At 33.9% G+C, this 22,039-nt stretch carries 11 protein-coding genes and 2 tRNA genes; 1 reads left to right on the forward strand and 12 read right to left on the reverse strand.

Features of this window, described 5'->3' with window-relative positions; translation table 11 throughout:
* Positions 1-3: 3 nt before the first annotated feature.
* From bglX to mutS, 12 genes are all read right to left on the reverse strand, one after another.
* Entirely contained in the window at positions 4-2,328 is a 2,325-nt protein-coding gene (gene bglX, locus AAFP94_RS06895; RefSeq protein WP_316661801.1) for a beta-glucosidase BglX, read from the reverse strand.
* 2 nt (positions 2,329-2,330) lie between these two features.
* Positions 2,331-3,116: a carboxylesterase family protein gene (locus AAFP94_RS06900; RefSeq protein ID WP_316661802.1), complete on the reverse strand. Its 786-nt coding sequence runs from the start codon at positions 3,114-3,116 to the stop codon at positions 2,331-2,333.
* Positions 3,117-3,126: 10 nt separating this feature from the next.
* On the reverse strand, positions 3,127-4,494 hold the full coding sequence (locus AAFP94_RS06905; RefSeq protein ID WP_316661803.1) for a glucoamylase family protein: 1,368 nt from the start codon (positions 4,492-4,494) through the stop codon (positions 3,127-3,129).
* Positions 4,491-6,671 carry a glucoamylase family protein gene (locus AAFP94_RS06910; protein ID WP_316661804.1) on the reverse strand — a complete coding sequence of 727 codons (2,181 nt, stop codon included), beginning with the start codon at positions 6,669-6,671 and terminating at the stop codon, positions 4,491-4,493. Before AAFP94_RS06910 ends, AAFP94_RS06905 begins: the two co-directional genes overlap by 4 nt.
* Positions 6,664-8,031: a glucoamylase family protein gene (locus tag AAFP94_RS06915; RefSeq protein WP_316661805.1), complete on the reverse strand. Its 1,368-nt coding sequence runs from the start codon at positions 8,029-8,031 to the stop codon at positions 6,664-6,666. Before AAFP94_RS06915 ends, AAFP94_RS06910 begins: the two co-directional genes overlap by 8 nt.
* A 142-nt stretch (positions 8,032-8,173) precedes the next feature.
* Positions 8,174-10,546, reverse strand: coding sequence for a LamG domain-containing protein (locus AAFP94_RS06920; RefSeq protein ID WP_316661806.1), 2,373 nt, complete (start codon positions 10,544-10,546; stop codon positions 8,174-8,176).
* Between the two features lie 18 nt (positions 10,547-10,564).
* Positions 10,565-12,106: a RagB/SusD family nutrient uptake outer membrane protein gene (locus AAFP94_RS06925; protein WP_316661807.1), complete on the reverse strand. Its 1,542-nt coding sequence runs from the start codon at positions 12,104-12,106 to the stop codon at positions 10,565-10,567.
* Between the two features lie 12 nt (positions 12,107-12,118).
* Complete coding sequence (locus tag AAFP94_RS06930; RefSeq protein WP_316661808.1) at positions 12,119-15,148, reverse strand: SusC/RagA family TonB-linked outer membrane protein; 3,030 nt, start codon at positions 15,146-15,148, stop codon at positions 12,119-12,121.
* A gap of 235 nt (positions 15,149-15,383) precedes the next feature.
* Positions 15,384-18,185 (reverse strand): LuxR C-terminal-related transcriptional regulator, encoded by a 2,802-nt coding sequence (locus AAFP94_RS06935; protein WP_316661809.1) that lies wholly within the window; start codon positions 18,183-18,185, stop codon positions 15,384-15,386.
* A 120-nt stretch (positions 18,186-18,305) separates the two neighbouring features.
* Positions 18,306-18,390: transfer RNA gene (locus AAFP94_RS06940), tRNA-Leu, on the reverse strand.
* Between the two features lie 30 nt (positions 18,391-18,420).
* Positions 18,421-18,492, reverse strand: a tRNA-Gly gene (locus AAFP94_RS06945).
* 96 nt (positions 18,493-18,588) lie between these two features.
* The gene (gene mutS / locus AAFP94_RS06950) at positions 18,589-21,168 is read right to left on the reverse strand and encodes a DNA mismatch repair protein MutS (RefSeq protein ID WP_316661825.1); all 2,580 of its coding nucleotides are present in this window, start codon (positions 21,166-21,168) and stop codon (positions 18,589-18,591) included.
* Positions 21,169-21,312: 144 nt separating this feature from the next.
* Here mutS and AAFP94_RS06955 point away from each other — a divergent pair, with 144 nt between their 5' ends.
* Positions 21,313-21,843, forward strand: coding sequence for a TrmH family RNA methyltransferase (locus AAFP94_RS06955; RefSeq protein ID WP_316661810.1), 531 nt, complete (start codon positions 21,313-21,315; stop codon positions 21,841-21,843).
* Positions 21,844-22,039 lie beyond the last annotated feature (196 nt).

Here is a 22,039-nt window from a genome sequence, read left to right on the forward strand (position 1 = left end):
GAATTAATTTGTTAATTCAAATTCTTCCATTATTTCTGTACTAGAATCTGTTCCAACAAATACATGAAACTTTCCAGGTTCTGCTACAAAATCTAAATTGTAATTGTAGAATTTCAAATCCTCTCCGGTCAATTTGAAGGTTATTGTTTTAGTTTCGCCTTTTTTGATCTCTACTTTTTGGAATCCTTTTAATTCTTTTACTGGACGTGTTACAGTGCCAACAAGATCACGAACATAAAGCTGAACTACTTCTTTACCATCATAATCTCCAGAATTGGTAACATCTACAGAAACTGTAATTTCACTATCCATATTGATAGATGATTTATCTAGTTTCAAATTTGAATAATCAAACGTTGTGTAACTTAATCCATAACCGAATGGATAAAGAGGTTCATTACGCACATCGAAATAATTAGATTTAAATTTTTCAAACTTGCCTTCAGAATTCCCTAGTGGCCTACCTGTATTTTTATGATTGTAATAAATTGGAATTTGCCCCACATTTCTTGGAAATGTTGTAGTAAGTTTCCCTGAAGGATTTACATCGCCAAACAACACATCTGAAATAGCCAAACCAGCTTCACTACCTGGGAACCATACATTAAGTATAGCTGGAACAGTGTCGTTTTCTTCCACTAAAACCAGAGGTCTTCCAGTAAAAAGCACCAAAACAACAGGTTTTCCTGTTTTTAATAATGCGTTCAATAAATCCCTCTGCACTTTTGGAATATGAAGGTTTGTTCTACTGCTACTTTCGCCACTATATTCTGCTGCTTCCCCCAAATTAGCGACAATTACATCTGATTTTTTAGCAACATTCAAAGCTTCATCTAACAATTGTTGGTCGGTTCTTCCGTCCCGAGGTATATCTTTACCAAACATAGTACCTCGTTTTTCAAGTTCTAAATCATAATCAACATTACTTCCTTTGGCATAAAGAATTTTAGCATTATCACCAACTACTGCTTTTAAGCCTTCTATAACGGGAATGGACTTTTCTTGATCCGTGGACACACTCCAAGTTCCAGCCATATTAACTGCTGTATTAGCTAAAGGGCCAATTAATGCAATGGTTCCGGATTTTTTTAATGGTAATGTTTGGTTTTCATTTTTTAATAAAACCATAGATTCTGCCGCAACTTTGCGAGCAAAGTCTCGGTTTTGTTGTGTAAAAACTTCGGTTTCAGCTCGGTTTTCATTGCAATACCTATAGGGGTCATCAAATAATCCTAATGTATACTTTGCAGTTAAAACACGTTTAACGGCCTTATCAATATGCTTCATATCAATTTCACCTTGATCCAAAGCCGTTTTTAAATTTTTAATAAAAGCAGCGTCTATTCCTGGAGCATCACCAGCCATATCCATATCCAACCCTGCCTTTAACGCTAAAGATGTTACAGTAACTGCGTCTCCCATTCCGTGAGGCATCATTTCGTAAATTCCAGTGTAATCAGAAACCACAAAGCCATCAAATCCCCAATCGTCACGCAATAATTCGGTTAATAACCATTTGTTTCCAGTAGCAGGAATACCATCAATTTCATTAAAGGACGCCATGACTGAGCCAACGCCTTCTTCTACAGCAGCTTTATAGGGAGGTAAATATTCGTTGTACATTCTCATACGACTCATATCAACAGTATTGTAATCTCTACCAGCTTCTGGTGCGCCATATAGCGCAAAGTGCTTAACGCAGGACATTAAAGTATTGTTGGCAGTTAAATCGTCTTGTTGGTAACCTCTAACCATGGCCCTGGCAATTTCGCTGCATAAATAAGGATCTTCACCATTTCCTTCAGAAATTCTTCCCCAACGCGGATCGCGAGATATATCTACCATTGGTGAGAACGTCCAGTTTATGCCATTCGCACTAGCTTCGGAAGCTGCGACTTGAGCTGTTTTTTTAATCATTTCCATATCCCATGATGATGATAACCCTAACGGAATAGGGAATGTGGTTTTAAAACCGTGAATGACGTCCATACCAAAGATTAACGGAATACCTAAACGGCTTTTTTCTACTGCTATTTTTTGTACTTCGTAGATGTTTTTATGATCTTTTAAATTGAAAAGACCTCCAATTAAACCGTCTTCAATTTTCTTAATAACATCTGTGCTTTTTGAAGAACCAGTTGTTATAGGACCAGTTGCAGGAAGATTTAACTGACCTAATTTTTCTTCAAAGGTCATCAAAGCTAAAATAGAATCTATTTGTTTCTCAAAAGGATTATTATTAGAGTCTTTAGATTTCGTTTCTTCTATATTACATGACACAAATAAAAGTGTCATAGATAGTATTGTAATTAAGGTTAGTTTATTCATGATTAATTTTTTGATTTAGAAAAAAGCCATGGTAAAAGTTGAGGTTCTGCAAATGCTGAATCCCAGCTATTATGATTATCATCAGCATATAAGGTGAAATTGGGTTTTCCTCCATATTTAAGAATGGCACTTACCATATCTACAGATAATTGAGGATTCACGACATCATCTTTAGCGCCATGGAATACCCAAAGTTCTGTTTTGGTTGCGTATTCTTTTGCACTTTCTGGGTTTCCACCACCACAAATAGCAAATGCTGCAGCAAAGATATTTGGTCTTTGATATAAGATTTCAAAAGTTCCCATTCCTCCCATTGAAAGCCCTCCTACATAAACTTTATTTTTATCTACATAAGGTTTACTTAAATAACCTTCGATTAATTGTATAACCAAATCTAAAGGTTTTGTTGGTGGCTTATCCAATGGATATACTAGTGAAATAGGGTTTGTAGATCTGTCGACCGTCGCGTTTGACCAGTAATTGTCTCTTGGGCATTGAGGAAAAATAATTATTGCTGGAAATGCACCTCTAATCATTTGATTGAGAAACAATTTACTGCCATGAACCAATTGCTTTTTATTATCGTTGCCACGTTCACCTGCACCATGTAAGAATAAAACAATAGGATATTTATTCTCTTCAGAAAAGTTTTTTGGGAGTAACATTCTATATCTTAATGTGTCGCCATTATTAAGATATAATTCTTCGGAGTATAAACTTTCCGTTTGGGCATTTAAAGTGCCTGAAAAACCAATCAAAAATAAAAAGAGTATGATTTTGAATTTCATTTCTAATTTTTTAATAATTAAACCCAAGAGCATCCAATCCATTTTGGACATCTTCATTTTGCATAAATAAATTCCAGAGTAATCCAGTACGGTAATTTTCAATCATAATAATTTGGGGACCCTGATCTATGGCTAAATATGCTTCGGCAACCCAGTAGTTATGTCTTGGGCTAAAAGCATCATAAAATCCAGCTGGACCCAGCAATTTGTCTTTTTTACTATAAAAAAAATGCATTGCAGCTAATGATTTTTGTGGTGTATATGAAATTGAGCTTATTGCCGCTGTGGGCGAAACTACACCTGGATCGTTTCCAGGTTTATGTGCGTTATAACCTATTGAACCATCAGAATTTCTGGTATAGCTAGCGGTTAACCCCCAACAATTTGGTCCATAATCCAAATGATTAAGAGGATTGTCTACACAATATTCATAATTAATATTGGTGTGGTTAACATTTAAGTTCCAATAGTTGGCATATTGATCTGTTAATCCATTAGGCTTTAGTCCTAAATAAGAATAATGAGCCCAAAAAAGTGGTCCACTACCCGTACCTGCATGGTCAAGAATTAAAGGAATATTATATTGTGTCTCCGACGTAACAATATTACCATTATTAGCCCAACCATCATGATAGGCCTCTGCTGGAATTGGATAGTCTGGAGAAGCAGCTCCTAGTACATAGGCAATTAATGTTTCGTTATAACCTCTCAATTCTAAATTGATGTCGAAACCATAATTTGGGCTCCAATGCCAAAAAAGTACATTTTGATTTTGAGTGTACCAATTCCATTCTACACCTTTCCATAATGCATCAGCTTTATTCGCAAGTTCTTTTTCTTCATTTGAACCATTTTTAAAATATTCTTTGATACAGATAAGACCTTGTGCTAAAAATGCAGTTTCTACTAAATCTCCTCCATTATCTTCTGTGCCAAAAGGAATAACATTTCCAGAACCTCCATCTATCCAATGTGACCAAGCTCCATGAAAACGATCTGCATTTTCTAGAAAATTAAAGATTTTTGTCAACCTTTCTACACCTTGTTCTCTGGTTACATAACCTCGCTCAATTCCTACTAAAATTGCCATGAGTCCAAAACCTGTTCCTCCAGATGTCACAACATTTTGATCAAGACTTGGATTGCCAGGATGATATCGTTCTTTAGCTCCGCCAGAGTCTGAATTGGCAAAATCCCAAAAATACTTAAAGGTTTCTTTTTGGGTTAAGTCCATTATTTCTTGGTCTGTTAATGGATTAACAACTGGATCAGGATCATCGTCACTTCCTGGTAAATAAGGTTCTTGATAGCCAGGTCCACTATCACCACCGCAACTCAACACTAACAATAATCCAAATATATAGATCAATTTTTTCATGGTTTTTTTCTTTTGTAAGTTTCATTATTTAATTTTTTTAATCCAATTTGAACATCTTTATTGCTCATAAACAAATCCCATATTAATCCTGATCTGTAATTTTCAAGCATTACTACAATAGGAGCCTGATTTAATCCCATATATATGGGTGATCTCCAATGTTCATCCAATGATATTGCGTCATAAAAACCATAATAACCATAAAGTTCTTTACCATGGTTTGTATAATAATTCTTCAAGGCTTTCATAGAAGCCTCTGGAGTATAAGGGAAGCTGGACAGAGCACCCGTTGGAGTCATTTTTCCACGGTCATTATTTGGATTTGGCTCATCGGCTAAATAACGACCAGGACCATCACTTGCTGTAAGTCCCCAAAAATCTTCTCCATATCCTTGATGATTTTCAGGATTGTTTATACAATACTTTTGATTAATCAGAGCAATACGTTGGTTGTTATCAAAGTAATTGCCATAAATGTCTGTGATTTCATGAGGATTCATTCCAAAAAAAGAATAATGCGTAAAAAATAATGGCCCTCCATTTGAAACACCTATTGGCAATTCTATATTGTAGTATGAATTGCCATTTGAATAATTAGAGCCATCATTAGTCTTTCCCCAATTAATACGATAATCTCGTGCCTTTTCAGATTGACTTGCCCAACCAGAATAGTACATAGATGCTGGTACGCTGTGTGTTGGTGAAGCAATTGCTAGGCAATAAGTAATCATGGTTTCGTTCCAACCTATCAATTGATGATCAATAACCCATGATTGATCTGGTGACCAATGCCATGTTAAAAAATCAGGACTGGACTTTTGACGAAACCAATTCCATTCTACCTCTTTCCAAAGTCTGGTGATGTTGTTTCTAATTTCTTGTTCTTTTAAATTGTCTTGGTCAAAAAAAGATCTAGCTGTTAATAATCCTTGCATTAAAAAAGAGGTTTCTACCAAATCAGCTCCATTATCTTTATTTCCAAAAAAAGGAACAACTTTACCTGTTTGACCGTTCAAAAAATGCGGGAAAACACCATGAAAACGATTTGCCATTAACAAATATCTAGTGCTCTTCAAGAAGCGTTCTACTGCATCTTCTCTGGAAATAAAATCTCTGTTAATACCAGCTATTATAGCCATCATGCCAAAACCTGAAGCTCCAGTAGCTATCATAGAGGTTCTACCTGGTATATTTTCTAAAGCTAAACCAGAATTTGGCTCGGCTCCTTCCCAATAATATCTTAAGTGGGATTCTTGTATCATATCCAATAACTCCTCATCGGTCAATTTTCTGGTTTTGGTACTTAAAGAATTAGAAAATGATGTTTTTTGATAGTCTTGGCTCAAAAATGAAAGCTTATATGTAAATGTATCTTTTGATTCGCCAACAAAATCTGTATATCCAGAAATCCAAGGACTTTGTAAACCGATATATTTGAAATCGGATTCATTATTACCCTTACGATATATCTGTACATATCTTATCAATGCATCATTGATTTTTTCCCATGAAAGATCAATGTGTTTCTCATAACCTTTTGCATCAATCAATTTTGGAGCTTTGGTAACAACTCCTGAAGATTGTTCTGGGAGAAATTCTATCTGGTCTATCAAAAAACTTTGGTTGGATTGGCCGGTTTTGTCTTGAGATAAAGACAAGCCCTTAATTTCATCAACAGCAATAGATTGACCAAATTCAGCCAGTGGAATTTTAATTTGAACCCATTGATTAACAGGAAGTTCTTGACAAATTTCATTTAATGATATTGACTGTGTGTATTTTTTTTCAGCCAATTTCAAGTTTACCTTTGGAAGTGAAGAAATAGCTTCTTTATTTGAAAGAAATAACCAAAAAGACAATATTTCGGCTGAAACAAAATGGTTTATTCCCCTAATATCATCATACAAAATTTCTGCAGACCAATATCCTTCATTGGATGACTGATACTCAATTAACAGTGCGTTTTTTGGTGTAAAAAAAACAGAATCATTAACAGGAAGTTTACCATCCACATTTTTAATCCAACTATTTCCAGAAAAATCGACTTTGGAAAAATAGTATGCTTCAGGCATAGAACTGTTTTCAAACAATGTTTTTAAGTATGGCTTTTCTTGTGTATTTAAACTATGCGCTAGAAACAGAAAAATCGTGAATATATATTTTGAATATTTACTCATAGATAAAACCTAATTTGTCCAGTCCTTTCTGAACATCTTCGTTCTGCATAAAAAGTTTCCATAATAATCCTGTTCTATAATTTTCAATCATTACAGGAATTGGTCCTTGGTCAATGGCTAAATATCTTGGTAAATACCAATTATCATGTAAACTAAATGCATCATATGGTCCATATTCACCTATTAAAGAATCATGATCTTTATATAATTTTTTAAGCATCTGCATGCTTTCTTTGGGTGTATATGGGAATGATGAAAAGGCAGCTGTTGGTGAAACAACACCTAGGTCCCTTCCTGGTCTGTGACCAGCATAACCATTTATAGAATAACTTGATGTTAAACCCCAAAGACTATCTCCATAACCTTTATATTGGTTCGGATTATCTTGTGCATATTTATAATGAATTTTTGCATGGTTTTGAGTTAACTTCCAATAGTCAGCATATTGATCCCTTAAACCATTTGGATTTAAGCCTAAATAAGAATAATGAGCCCAAAAAAGTGGTCCAATAGGTGAGTCGTCGTGTTCATAGTAATTTAAAACTAGTGGTATATTATATAGAGAATCTTTTGAAACAATATTACCATCTAATGCCCAACCTTTATCATAAACAGATTTATTTATAGAATGCGTTGGCGATGAAGCTGCTAGCACATACATTATTAAACATTCATTATATCCTCCAACTGGAAAATTCATTTCCCAACCATACGAAGGAGACCAATGCCAATACAATACATCTTCGCCATTTTTGGTATACCAATCCCATTCTACACTTCTCCAAAGTCTATCTATTTTAGAAACAAGCTCTTGCTCTTTTTCATTACCATCTTTAAAATATTCATAAACTGTTAAAAGACCTTGTACTAAAAAAGCAGTTTCTACCAAATCGCCTCCATTATCTTTTTCACTAAATGGATACACTTTTCCTGTCTCTCCATTAAGCCAATGCGGCCAAGCACCATGAAATCTATCTGCATTCTCCAAAAAATCTGTAATCTTAATAAATCTATCTAGTGCTTGTTCTCTTGATATAAAACCTCTTTCTACACCAACTAAAATAGCCATTAACCCAAAGCCACTTCCACCAGTTGTTACCGTATTTTTTGGAGATGTTGGATAATCATCGTCCATATGCAATCTTTCCCTTGCTAAACCAGAATTTGGTTCAGCTGCATCCCAAAAGTAATTGAAGGTTTGTTTCTGAATTGTATCCAACAACTGATCTTCTGTAAGTTTTGAATACATACTTGGATCAGCTTCACTTGATTCACTTTCTTTATTATTTGATTTACAACTATAAAAAGTCGTTATAAAGGAAAAAAAAAGAATGAAAAATATATTCTTAATTAGTTTCATTGATAAAATTTTGAAAATTAATTTTTAGCTGCATTTCAAGATTGAATTGCAGCTAAAATATAAAAAGACTAATTCAAAAAAAGTTATACAAACTCCAGAGTTGAATTGTTAAACCCTGCTCTGGAGTTTTATGAAAAACAAATTATTCTGACATTATTGTTTGTATTTCTTCAACAGTTATAACTCTGTCGAACAGATAGAGTTCATCTATAATACTTGAATCTGATAAATGTCCCCAACCTATAAAATTAGGAGCACCAGATCCTATTGTAACATCTGTACAACCATCCCAACTCATTGCTTTACCAGTCATATCGCCACTGTTGTCTACTGCTACACCATTAAAATATAATTGCGTTGTTGTATCTGAAACTGTAAATGCAATATGCACCCATTCGCCAGCAGTAACGTCAATGACATCTCCATCATTCCATACGTCTCCGCCACCAGCGCCAACTTGTAGTTTTATTCTTTGTTCTGTGGCACTTCCTTCCCTAAATAATCTAAATCCAGATGATCTAACATCTGCATCATCAACTCTTGGAGGTGCTACAGTTAAAATACCTGATCTATCAGGATCTCCATTTACCTTGTACCAAAACGCTCCGCTAAATTCATTTGAGAAAACATTTGCAATTGGGAACGATACGTACGAGTCTGCTGCTCCAAGAAATGCATCACTACCTACAACGCTCTCCCCAGCAAAACCAGGTGTGCCAACTTCTGTTGCATTAGTATTTGTTACCTTATCGATAAACGTACCATCGAAAGGAGAATATAAAGTTGCTCCATGATATGGAGGTACAAAGTCTCCACCAACTATTGCCGCAACCTCTTCTGGACTTAATGCCTTATTAAAAAATCTTAAGTCATCTAGTTTACTATTATCCGATAAGTGACCCCAATAACTAAAAGTATCTCCTCCGGATCCTATAGTGAAGAATTCACAACCGGTCCAGTCTATTGGTGCAGACATGGCAGATGTTCTTACTTCAACTCCGTTAAAATAAATTTTATTTTCTGAATCAGAAATGGTCATTGCAATATGTACCCACTCGCCAGCAGTAACATCAATTACATCACCATCATTCCAGCTTTCGCCTGCTCCAGTTCCGACATTTAATTTAATACGCTGTTCTGTAGCATTCCCTTCCCTAAATAACCTAAACCCTTGTAAACGATCTGTTTCATCATCACCAACAACCAAGATACCGGATCGATCTGGTGAAGAGTCAACCTTATACCACATAGTAGCACTAAATTGACTACTTGCCAAGTTACCTATTGGATGCGTTAAATAAGAATCTGTAGCTCCCATATAAGCACCATCTCCAACATAAGAATCCATAGTAATTGAAGGAGCTCCTACTTCTGAAGCTGCAGTACCTCCAACCAAATTAATGTAACCACTATCAAAAGGCATATAAAAAGATTCTCCATCATATTGAGGTATGTAAGGATTGAAAGAATTTATCATAATTTGAATCTCTGCTTGAGATAAGGCTTTATCGAAAATTCTTAATTCGTCAAAAGCACTATTATCTGATAAATGATTCCAATAACTAAAAGTTTCTCCACCAGCACCAATGGTAAGTGGCCCAACACCGGTCCAATCAATAGGTGCAGCTAAAGTTGAAGAATTCATTTCAATCCCATTAAAATAAATCTTACTTTCTGTTTGTGAGATTGTCATAGTGACATGAACCCACTCGTCTGCTGTAACATCTATAACTCCTCCATCATTCCAACTTTCGCCTACTCCGGTACCAACATTTAATTTAATACGCTGTTCAGTTCCGCTTCCTTCTCTAAATAATCTAAACCCTTGTTGGCGATCAGAGGCATCATCTCCTGCAACTAAAATACCAGCGCGGTCAGGATCTCCACTTGCTTTGTACCAAAAAGCAGCGGTAAATTCATTATTTAACAAGCCGCCTGATGGGAATGTTAAATAAGCGTCAGTTGCTCCTTTATAAGCATTTGTTCCTGCATAACTAGTGCCAGCAAATCCTGGCGTTCCTACCTCATCTGCTATGCTAAATCCAATTAGATCTCTATAATCTCCATCAAAAGGCATGTATAGAATTTCTCCATCAAATAACGGCGTATAAGGTGGTTGCTTACTAAAATTAACTTCTGCTGTTGTAGAATTTCCTTCTAAATCAGTGGCAATTACTGCCAATACGTGATCCCCATCTACTAGATTATTGTAGGTGAATTCTTCTAAAGCTATTCTATAATCTGTAAAACTGCTATAGTTTCTTAATTGGTTGCCATCTAATTGTACTGAAATACTACTAATTTCAATATCATCCACTACTTCAAATTTTACATCTAATGATGTAACATCTTCGAAAACCTGTATAGTACTTCCTTCCAATGGTTTTAAAATAGTTACTTCTGGCGCACCCTGATCTGGTCCAGGATCAACGGCAGTAATAGGATCGATGCCATCGTTGCACGAAACTATTAATAGTGCAAAAATTCCGATAGTATATTTTAGAATATTTTTCATATTGTTCTGTTTAAAATTTTAATTTGTATCTCCTCCTAATGGTAAAGCATCAACTTGTGCTTGTGGGTAGGGCAATAATGCTTTATCAGGTGAAAAAGTTCTTCCATCATAACTTAACTCACTGTAGTTTTCTGATCTAATCATATCGTAATAACGAATGCCCCATTCCATTCCTAACTCTGCAAATTTTTCATCTAATACTTGTGCAGTTGTTACACCAGAAATAGGCAATAATCCCGCTCGATCTCTAACCATATTTACAGCCTGATCTGCAGTTAGTCCACTTCCACTAGCTCCTCGAGTTAAAGCCTCTGCATGCATTAGTAAAATTTCAGCATAGCGAATACAAATAAAATTTTTACCTGCGCTATAGTTATTTCTACCTGCTATAATTTGGTTTGAGGGTAAATAGTGTTTCCCACTTGCAAACAATGCTCGAGCATAGTCGTTAATGACATCTCCATCAGGTGTTGTGTTACTAATCCATGCAGGTAAAGTCGCATAATTTGGATCCGATTGTATTTCGGTAATTCCTCTATCAGTAAACAACACACTAGTTTGCAAACGAACCATTTCACCTCTATCTAACATAAATTTGATAAATTTTAAGCTTGGCTCATAGAAACCCCAACCACTTTGGGCATTTTCTCTTGCCGGAGTCCAACCCTGTGGACCATATGGAGCATATAAATGGTAAAAACTATCTCCAGTACCAGTATTATAATCTGAATACTGCATTTCTAAAAGGTTTTCATTACTTAACTCACCATCAGTTTTAAAAAGTTCGTAATAATCTGGATAAAGTGAAAACTTGTTTGAGTTAATAATGGCACTTGTAGCGTCTGCAACTCCTTGATAATTTTTAAGTTCTAATTGAGCCATAGCTTTCAAAGCCAAAGCCGTATATTTAGTAACGCCACCAGGAAGATCGGTGCGCTCATTTGGGCGCATATCTGGAAGATAAGGTATTGCTTCATCCATTAAATCAGAAATAAACTGCATGACTTCGGCCTTTGTTTTCACTCCTTCATCAATACCTTCGTCAGGTATTGCCGTATTAATAATGAAGATGTCTCCCCAAACTCTTGCCAAATTAAAATGTAACCACGCTCTAAATACTTTGGTTTCTGCCATATATTGGTCTGCTCTGGCATGCTCACTTTCATCAGCAAATTCTTTGTATTGTTGAATTAAATCTAAAGCATTATTAACACTTATAATATCTGAATAATGTATATTCCAAAGCGAATTATACATCCAATAGTCTTTATCGTATGTAAACATATCTGTATCCGCAAAAGGTTGTTGGTCACCAAGGCCACCAGCATTTACGTCATCTCCTCTTACTGAAAGTAACAAAGATTCTTCCCATCCACGTGTTGCCCATGATTGATAAGCGCCAACTAACGGGAGTATCATATCACTAGTGTTAGTATAATCAACATCACCTGTGTTGAGTTGTCCTTCATTTGTTTCAAGTTTGCTATCACAAGCAAAAAGAAACAGCATCACCATTAGTGCAAGAACACTAATACTTAATACATTTTTTAAATTTTTCATATTTGGCATTTTTTAAATTTTTATATTAAGACCTAAAGTGTACGTTCCTGGTACAGGATACACTTCCCTATCTACACCATTAGCGACTTCAGGATTAAAACCATTGTAATCAAAGAAGGTAAACGGCTTATCTGCTGTGAGATAAAATCTAGTTTCAGGCATATTTTTACCGAATAATTTTTCATTTTTAAGCGTATAACCTAATTGTATGTTCTGAACTCTAAAGAAATCACCATCTTCTATCCAGAAATTACTTAACCTTTGGTTCCATCCTTTACGCAATCCTTCTGATGAAGGGTATGTATTGCTAGTGCCTTCACCATGCCATCTGTTAATTGCTAGATCTGCATCCATATTTGTGTCTTGTGTGAAGATAATCTCACCTCGTTTTCGATTTAAAATTTTGTTCCCAGTTTGGCCATAGAAACTAACGGAAAGATCAAAATCTTTATAATTGATACCTAAATTACCTCCGAACATAAATTCTGGTAAAAAAGATCCTAAAACTTTACGATCATCACCGTCTAAAACACCATCAGGTACTCCATCAGGTCCACTAATATCTCTATAAATTAAATCACCTGGAACAAGACCGTTTGCAACTGCTATTGGATCTGCATCTACTTGGGCTTGATTTTGATAGACGCCTGTGGTTTCATAACCATAGAATGCCTGAATTGGTTCTCCAACAATAGTACGTTGACGAAACTCTGCACTACCAGCCTCAATATATCCTCTTGGATCTGTTAAACTGACAGTTTCATTCTTTAAGGTTGTAAAATTAAGCCCTACAGAATAACTGAAATCATCTGAAATTGAATTATTCCAGTTTAGTGCGACTTCAAAACCTTCATTTCTGATTACACCAGAATTTCTTGCTATGGTAGTATTTATGATTGGAACAAATACTGGCATGATGGCATTATTGGTTTCACGAATATAGTAATCGGCATCAACTGATAATCTACTATCAAACATAGTGAAGTTAGTACCAAAGTTCATTTCTTCTATGACTTCCCATGTGTTATTTGTAAAAGTTGAAGAAGACGTAATTCCTCCTGTTTGAATATCATCAAAAGGAACAGAAATCACAGTAATTGTATTACTTCCTGAACTTGCACCTACACTATCGTTACCCAACTTTCCCCAACTTGCTCTTAATTTAAAAAAGTCAAATATGCCATTATCTTGCATGAACGATTCTTCTGTAAGAACCCAGCCAACACCAACGGATGGAAAGTAACCCCAAGGATCTTTGGTGAATTTGGACGAACCGTCTGCTCTAATTGTGCCATATAGCAAATACTTACTGTTAAAGTTATAGGCTGCCCTTGCAAAATAGGATACTCCATAAAGTCTTCCTCCACTATCATTATTTAAAGTAATTGAACTCTCTTCTGCAAAATTCAGGTACCAAGATGATTCAAAATCAATTCCTGAAATATTTTGTCCTCTTACTGATAAGGCATGATTCGCTTCATCTCTAAAAGATGTTCCTCCCATAAGCGTTAAATTATGGTCACCAAAGGAATCATTATAGGTTAAAATATTATCCCATATCTGATTAGAATAAGTATTTTGTGTTTTTGTTAGACCAGAAAGTCTTTCCACATTATTACCTAAAGTATATGGTTTGTCCACATAACGTTCGTCCAACGCAGAAAAGTCATGACTATAGGTTGATTTAAATGTTAATTTTTCTGGTATAAGATGGGCTTCAATATATATGTTTGTTAATAATTTTCTGATTTTTAATTGATTATTACTGTATCGCATTACGGGAAATGGGTTTTGCGTACCACGATAGCCTAAAATTTGCGCATTAGAATACCTAATTGGTGATGCATCAGTATTTAAATCATCAATAACCGGCATAATTGGTACAGCATAATAGGCTTGAAAAAAGGCTGCGGTCTCTGCATTATATTTAGTAGCATTACTAAAAACCATATTACCTCCTATTCTAAACCTATCTGAAAGGTCCACATCTACTTTGGTACGAATATTAAAACGCTCATACTCATTTTTCATATCTAAAATACCTTCTTGCGAATAATAATTAGCTCCTACAGAATAGGAAACATTTTCAGCTCCACCTGATGCACCAATACTATGACTAGAAATAAATCCAGGTCTTAAAATCTCATCATACCAGTCTGTATTAACATTCGGCACATTAGGGTTTACACGACTACGACCAAAACGTTGCATGGCATTTAAAACAAACTGAACGTCTGCAGCTGATCCTGATTCGTAAGCCATTGTTGTAAATTGTTCAGCATTAGCTAATTTAAGAACATTTTGAGCAAATTGAACTCCTGTATAACCATCATATTCAAAAACTGGTTTCTGATCTCTTTTTCCAGTTTTTGTTTTAATAATAATTACGCCATTTGCTGCTCTAACTCCATAAATAGCGGATGATGAAGCATCTTTTAAAACGGTTAATGATTCTATATCTTTACTGTTTAAAAAGTCAATGTTACTATAAAACATCCCATCTACTACATATAATGGATTTCCATTATCGTCCTGATATGAACCAAGACCTCTTAACCTTACTTTTGGAGAATCTCCTGGCGATCCAGTGCTAACAACTTGAACACCAGAAACTTTACCTTGTAATGATTGCATGATATTTGCAGCTGGAGTTCTTTCAATTTCTTCAGTTGCAACAGTGGAAATTGAACCTGTTAAATCTGCCTTCTTTTGCGTACCATATCCTACAATAACAATCTCATCCAGAGCTTCTATATCTGGAACCATTGAAACGTTTATTACTGTCTGGTTACCTACAGTAACTGTAGTGGTTTTAAGGCCAATAGAGCTAAACTCTAATACCTCTCCTTGATTCACTTCAATAGAATACAGACCATCAAAATCTGTACTGACACCTCTACTTGTACCTGCAACAATAACGTTTACCCCAGGTACAGGCATATCATCTTCTGCACTAGTGACTTCACCAGTTATAGTAATATTTTGTGCAAAAGAGCTAATTGAAAATAGAAAAATTAGGATTAAATTAATCTTTGCTTTCATATAAATTGATTTAGATTTGTTAGATATGACTAATTTATATACTATTAAAAAGAATTCGAAAAAAGTCATTACATTAAAAATACGTCATGTGATATTAAATCTATAATTCATGTGTTTGACGTATAGTATAACTTACTTCAATATAGGTAAATATTGGTAAAAATTAAAATTAAGGAATAAAATGACGTAGCAATGGCGTATAAAAAATCGAGAAAAACGTATAATATGAAGTTATTTATTTAATATTTCGCAAGAAATCGGTTAAAGATTTATCATTTTCTAAATTTAACTTGCGTTTTAATCGATATCTATGAGTTTCAACGCCTCTTACTGAAATATTCATTAAAGGCGCTATCTCTTTTGTCAACAAATTCATCTTGATGTAAGCGCAGATTTTTAAGTCTTTATGCGTTAAATGTGGATAATCTGATTTTAGTTGATTGAAGAATTCTTCATGAACCTGATTGAAATTATATTCAAACACTTCCCATTCATCCTGATGACCAATTGAATTGTCAACCTTTTTTAATAACTTTTTAAATGACCAATAATTTCCAAAACTGTCTTTGTTTTGTAAAAGTTCGTTCTTAATCTCCAACATCGACTCATTCTTATTAACTAAAGCCATTGCTGTATTTGCAAGCTGCTTACTCTTTAGTTTTACTTCATTTTCCAGTGATTCTGTCTTTAACTGCATTATTTTCTTTTCATTTTCGATGTTCTTCTGCTTAAGAATTTCTTCTTGCTCTCTTTGAAACCTTTGTTCTAACAATTGTTGCTCTTTACTAATTTTCCTTTTATGTAAAGTGAAAATTAGAATACTAACTGCGAGAATAACAATTAAATATAGCAGCGCTCCTTTTTCACTTTCGTACCATGGCGGTAAAATTTTTAAATTAATCACTTTGCTGGGTGACGTATCTCCAGACGAATTTGCGGCTCTGAATCTTATAGTGTAATTGCCATCATTTAAATTAGAAACATCTAATTTATCAGTATCCATTCGAAACCAATGAATAGAATCAAGATTAGATATTGAATACTCAAAAAAATGACCATTTGATTTAGGAGATGATACTGAAATGCTTACATTCTTGTTGTATGGAGATTCAATAACTTTTAAAGTATCCAAATTAATCAATTCGTTATTAATAGAAATTTTGTCGATTACTGGTTCTATCAATACCTCTTTTTCATAATAGTTTTTAGAATCAATAACCATAAAACCATCATAAAGTGCTAAAGCAAATAATGAATCATTAATTTTTGTAATTTTCTCTGAACCCACGATTAATCTATTCTTAAAAAAATTACTAGTTAGTGTTAGGTTATAATCTTCGTTAGTTAAAGATTTGAAATTAATTTGATTTTTGCTGTCTTTGATTCCAATTAAGTCAGAATCAGATTCTGATATTAAATTTGCATCATTACCGAAATTTTTATTTAATAAATTATGCGGAACAATGCTATCTAATAAGGGCTCATACTTTTGCCAACCATTATTAGTCTTAAAGCAAATATCATTTTTAATTTTATGAACTCTTACGCTATAATTTGACCATAAACCTTTATTTTGATAATCTTTGACCTCTTTGACTTTACCACTTTCCTTATCTAAACTAATTTTAAAGACTCCTTTATATGCATGAGCCACCCAAATAGTATGCTGGTCTTCAAACTCTAAATACTTTATTGGTATTGTGGTTTCCCCAGCGTGACTTGCTACCCATTTATTACCGCTATTTTTAAAATTAACCAACCCAGCATAAGTTCCTTGATAAAAAGAGTTCATTTTTTCAGGTTGTTTCTTTAAAGTCCAGCCTCCAGTAAAATTTGAAATTTTTTCAAGATTGGTCTCTTTCACTATAAATGTTCCATTATTATGACCACATAATAGTTCACCATTTATTTCTGTTAGATCCCAAACCTGCCCTTGGGATCCTTCAACAAACTGTAAATCATCATTATTATTAATATAAAATAATCCTGTATTACTACCTATATAAATAGTATTGTTATATAAAATGATGTCATAAACCGCACCTAATTTCCCTGAATAATCATTATAGAATGTATGATGACTATTTAAATCTATATATGCAACTCCATTGTCTAAACCTACCCAAAGTTTTGTGTTTTCATCGTCAAGGACATGACTTAATATTGTGTTATTAATTAGGCCATTCTCTTTATTTATATGATACTTAATATTCCCTTCATAATCTGTAATATAAATACCATTTTTAATGGTTCCGAATACCATTGTTCCATTTTTAAGCAATGAAAAACTATTGAATTGATGTTCTTTAATTAATTCATTTATTTCAGAATCCCAAGGCATGAAACTATTATTTTTATAAATAAAGGAACCGTTTAAAGCAGTTGAAATCAGCAAATCTCCTTTATATTCAATAATCGAAATCATTCTTTTATCAATTACAAATGGGTCATTAATTACCGGTGTTAAATTTGTGTCTTCAAGAACAAAAACACCATTTTTAAGAGTAGATACATAAAATTTATTTCCAGAAATATTGCATGATATAACTGTTGGTGTAGGACTCTGTTTGTAGATTTTTACAACTTCTCCATTTTTATAAACATACACATTTGAAAATGACCTAAATATTATTGAATCTTTAAAATGTAAGATTTGCCAAAACTCTTCATTAAGTGATACTTTTTCGACTAATAAATCACTCAATGATGTATAAATTAATTCTCCTTTGCGATTTTTCTCCCAATATCCAAATTCTTCATAAGATCCTGTATAAATTAAACCTTGATGTGCTAAAACAGATCTTATAATAGTTTTGTTAGGCAATTGGAAAAATTCCCATTTAAAACCATCAAATTCTAACAAACCATTATTGTTAGCAACGTATATTTTTCCATTATTAGCAACAGAAACTCCCCAATTCTGGTTACCGGCATTATATTGAGACAATGAATAATTTTGAAAATAAGGAGTGTATTGTCCAAATATATTAGTAGAAACAAAAAGAATAAATAAAAATAAACTAAATGTAGACTTCATATTCATCAAATATATAATAAATATGAGTTTTAATTATTGAAATAAATCCAAAGCTTTTTATAGTTTAAATGCTAATCATTAAATTAAAAAGCCTCTATCAAAAATAGATAAAGGCTTTTGTACTGAAGGCGGGACTTGAACCCGCACGGCCATAATGGCCATTGGATTTTAAGTCCAACGTGTCTACCAATTCCACCACTTCAGCATCTTGGCATATTTTTAAGAAAGTTTTCAGAGCGAAAGACGGGATTTGAACCCGCGACCCTCACCTTGGCAAGGTGATGCTCTACCCCTGAGCTACTTTCGCTTAGTTATTTGTATGAACGTTCAATTATAATATTGCGGATGCAAATTTAAAACAATTATAACAATACCAAAGTGTTTTCTTGAAAAAAAGTAGATATTATGCTCTTTTCTTCTTTTGTAACATTCGCTTAATTTCATTAAGCTTCATAAGTGCTTCAACAGGAGTAAGTGTATTAATATCTATATGCAGAATTTCTTCTTTAATTCCTTCTAAAAGAGGATCATCTAAATTAAAGAAACTCAATTGCATATCATCTTTTAATGACTTTACTTTATCTGTAAGTTCTTCACTAGAGTGAGATTTCTCTAACTTTTGAAGTATTTTATTTGCTCTACTAATCACCTGCTGCGGCATTCCAGCCATTTTTGCTACATGAATACCAAAACTGTGCTCGCTACCTCCTTCAACCAATTTACGAAGGAACAAAACATTGTCTTTTAATTCTTTTACTGAAACATTATAGTTTTTTATTCGCTCAAATGTTTCGGTCATTTCATTGAGCTCATGATAGTGCGTAGCAAATAACGTTTTTGGTTTTGAAGGATGTTCATGCAAATATTCACTAATAGACCATGCGATTGAAATTCCATCGTAAGTACTAGTACCACGACCAATTTCGTCAAGCAGAATTAAACTTCTATCTGAAAGATTGTTTAGAATAGAAGCTGTTTCATTCATTTCTACCATAAAAGTAGATTCCCCCATAGAGATATTATCACTAGCTCCTACTCTAGTAAATATTTTATCAACCAATCCCATTTTAGCCGATTCAGCAGGAACAAAACTGCCTATTTGAGCTAACAAAACAATAAGGGCGGTTTGTCTTAAAATAGCTGATTTACCAGACATGTTTGGCCCGGTAATCATGATGATTTGTTGCGTTTCTCTATCAAGAAATACGTTGTTTGTTATGTATGCCTCTCCTAAAGGTAATTGCTTTTCTATAACAGGATGACGTCCTTCTTTGATATTTAATTTATAAGAATCATTAATTTCAGGGTATATATAATTATTGTCTTTGGCTAATTGTGCAAAACCACATAAACAATCTAATTGTCCAATTAAAAAAGCATTTTTCTGAACTTGCTTTATAAAGCTATTCATCCAACTAACAAGTTCTGAAAACAACTGTTGCTCAATAGCCAAAATACGCTCTTCTGCTCCTAAAATTTTGGACTCGTATTCCTTAAGTTCTTCAGTTATATAACGTTCTGCATTCACGAGTGTTTGCTTTCTTATCCACTCTTCAGGCACCTTGTCTTTATGCGAATTCCGTACTTCTATATAGTATCCAAATACATTATTAGATGCAATTTTTAAGGATGTAATTCCAGTGCGTTCACTTTCGCGCTCCAACATCTTATCTAGATATGCTTTTCCAGACGATGACAAACCACGCAATTCATCTAATTCAGATGAAAAACCGCTTGCAATGGTATGTCCTTTTAAAACATTTACTGGTGCATCTTCAAATAATGTTTCTTTTATTTTTTCTCGCAACTCTTCACAATGTTCTATAGAATTTCCTATTTGTTTAAGCGAAGCATTGTCACAGTTTTCTGTTAAAGCCTTTATAGGAACAATAGCTTCAAGTGAATTTTTAAGTTGTACAACTTCACGAGGATTCACTTTTGCAGTAGCCACTTTTGAAATTAAGCGTTCTAAATCGCCAATATGCTTGATGTGACGCTGTATTTTTTGAAGTATCGTTGTATTCTTAATTAAAGAATCAACCACTTCATGGCGCTGATTTATCTTTTCTAAATTCTTTAATGGCAGAGCCAACCAACGTTTTAACATACGTCCACCCATTGGCGAAATAGTTTTATCAATGACATTCAACAAGGTGACAGCATTATTGTTTGTAGAATGATATAGCTCTAAATTTCTGATGGTAAACTTATCCATCCAAACATATTCATCTTCAGCAATTCTCGAAATGGATGTGATATGCTTTAGTTTGTTATGCTGCGTTTCAGAGAGGTAATGCAAAATAGCACCAGACGCTATAATCCCTTCATACAAGTCTTGTATTCCAAACCCTTTAAGTGTTTTGGTGTTGAAATGTTTTACAAGTGTTTCATTCGCATAATCTGTTTGAAACACCCAATCTTCCATATAAAAAGTATGAAAAGCGGTTCCGAAAATTTCTTTAAATTGTTGACGTCTTTGTTTTGATACCAGGACCTCACTAGGATTAAAATTTTGTAACAGCTTATCAATATATTCTGTGTTCCCTTGAGATGTGAGAAATTCACCTGTAGAAATATCTAAAAATGAAATACCTATTCTATGATTTTCAAAATATACAGAACATAAAAAGTTATTTGATTTTGATGATAAGACTTCATCATTTAAAGCAACACCAGGTGTTACCAGTTCTGTAACGCCACGTTTCACAATGGTTTTTGTAAGTTTAGGATCTTCTAATTGGTCACAAATGGCTACACGGCAACCAGCCTTAACAAGCTTTGGTAAATACGTATTCAAAGAATGATGCGGAAAACCAGCGAGTTCAGTTTCAGTTTCACTTCCAGCACCTCGTTTGGTTAATATAATGTTCAGGATTTTGGCTGTTTTTACAGCATCGCTCCCAAAAGTCTCATAAAAATCACCCACGCGAAACAACAACAAGGCATCAGGATATTTAGCCTTGATGGCATTATATTGTTTCATTAATGGTGTTTCCTTTTTAGCCAAGGGAATGTAATTTTAAATCTTATTTTTGTAACCTGAACAGGATTGCTAATGTACTTATTATTTGATGTTTTATAAAACAGAAAATATAGAAGTTATCTACAATTATTCACAAAATTTAACATGCGAAAACTAAAAAATAGTGAACTAGACAGATTAAGTGTTGAAGAGTTCAAAACATCTAAAAAGACTCCAATCATTATCGTTCTTGATAGTATTCGCAGTTTGAATAACATTGGTTCTGTTTTTAGAACAGCTGATGCGTTTTTAGTTAAAAAAATATATTTGTGTGGTATTACTGCAAAACCTCCTCATAAAGATATTCATAAAACAGCTTTAGGGAGCACAGAAACTGTGGATTGGGAATATCTTGAGGATACGTATTCGTTAGTTAAAAAGTTAAAAGTAGAACGTGTAAAAATAATCTCAATTGAACAGGCTGAAAATGCAACCATGCTTTACGATTTTCATCCTGAAAAAGACACAACTTATGTATTGGTTTTTGGTAACGAAGTAAAAGGTGTACAGCAAAAGGTTGTTTCTGCAAGTGATGAGGTTCTTGAAATCCCGCAATTTGGTACCAAACACTCATTAAATATTTCGGTAAGTGTTGGTGTTGTAGTTTGGGATGTGTTCTCGAAGTTAAAAAACTAATGTTTTCTGTCATTCCCCACTTGGTGAGAAATCCATTAGTAATTGAAACTAAAAATTAGATTCCTGCCTGCGTCCTAATGAGAAACATTTAGCTTGATTCTTAATTTAAAAACATCTAACTTCGCTTATCGTCTGATAAAACATTAAAACGCCTTTATATCATATCGTTGGCTGAAATTAAAAATAAATCTTGAAA

The organism is Gilvirhabdus luticola (assembly GCF_040117515.1).
GTDB lineage: Bacteria > Bacteroidota > Bacteroidia > Flavobacteriales > Flavobacteriaceae > Gilvirhabdus > Gilvirhabdus luticola.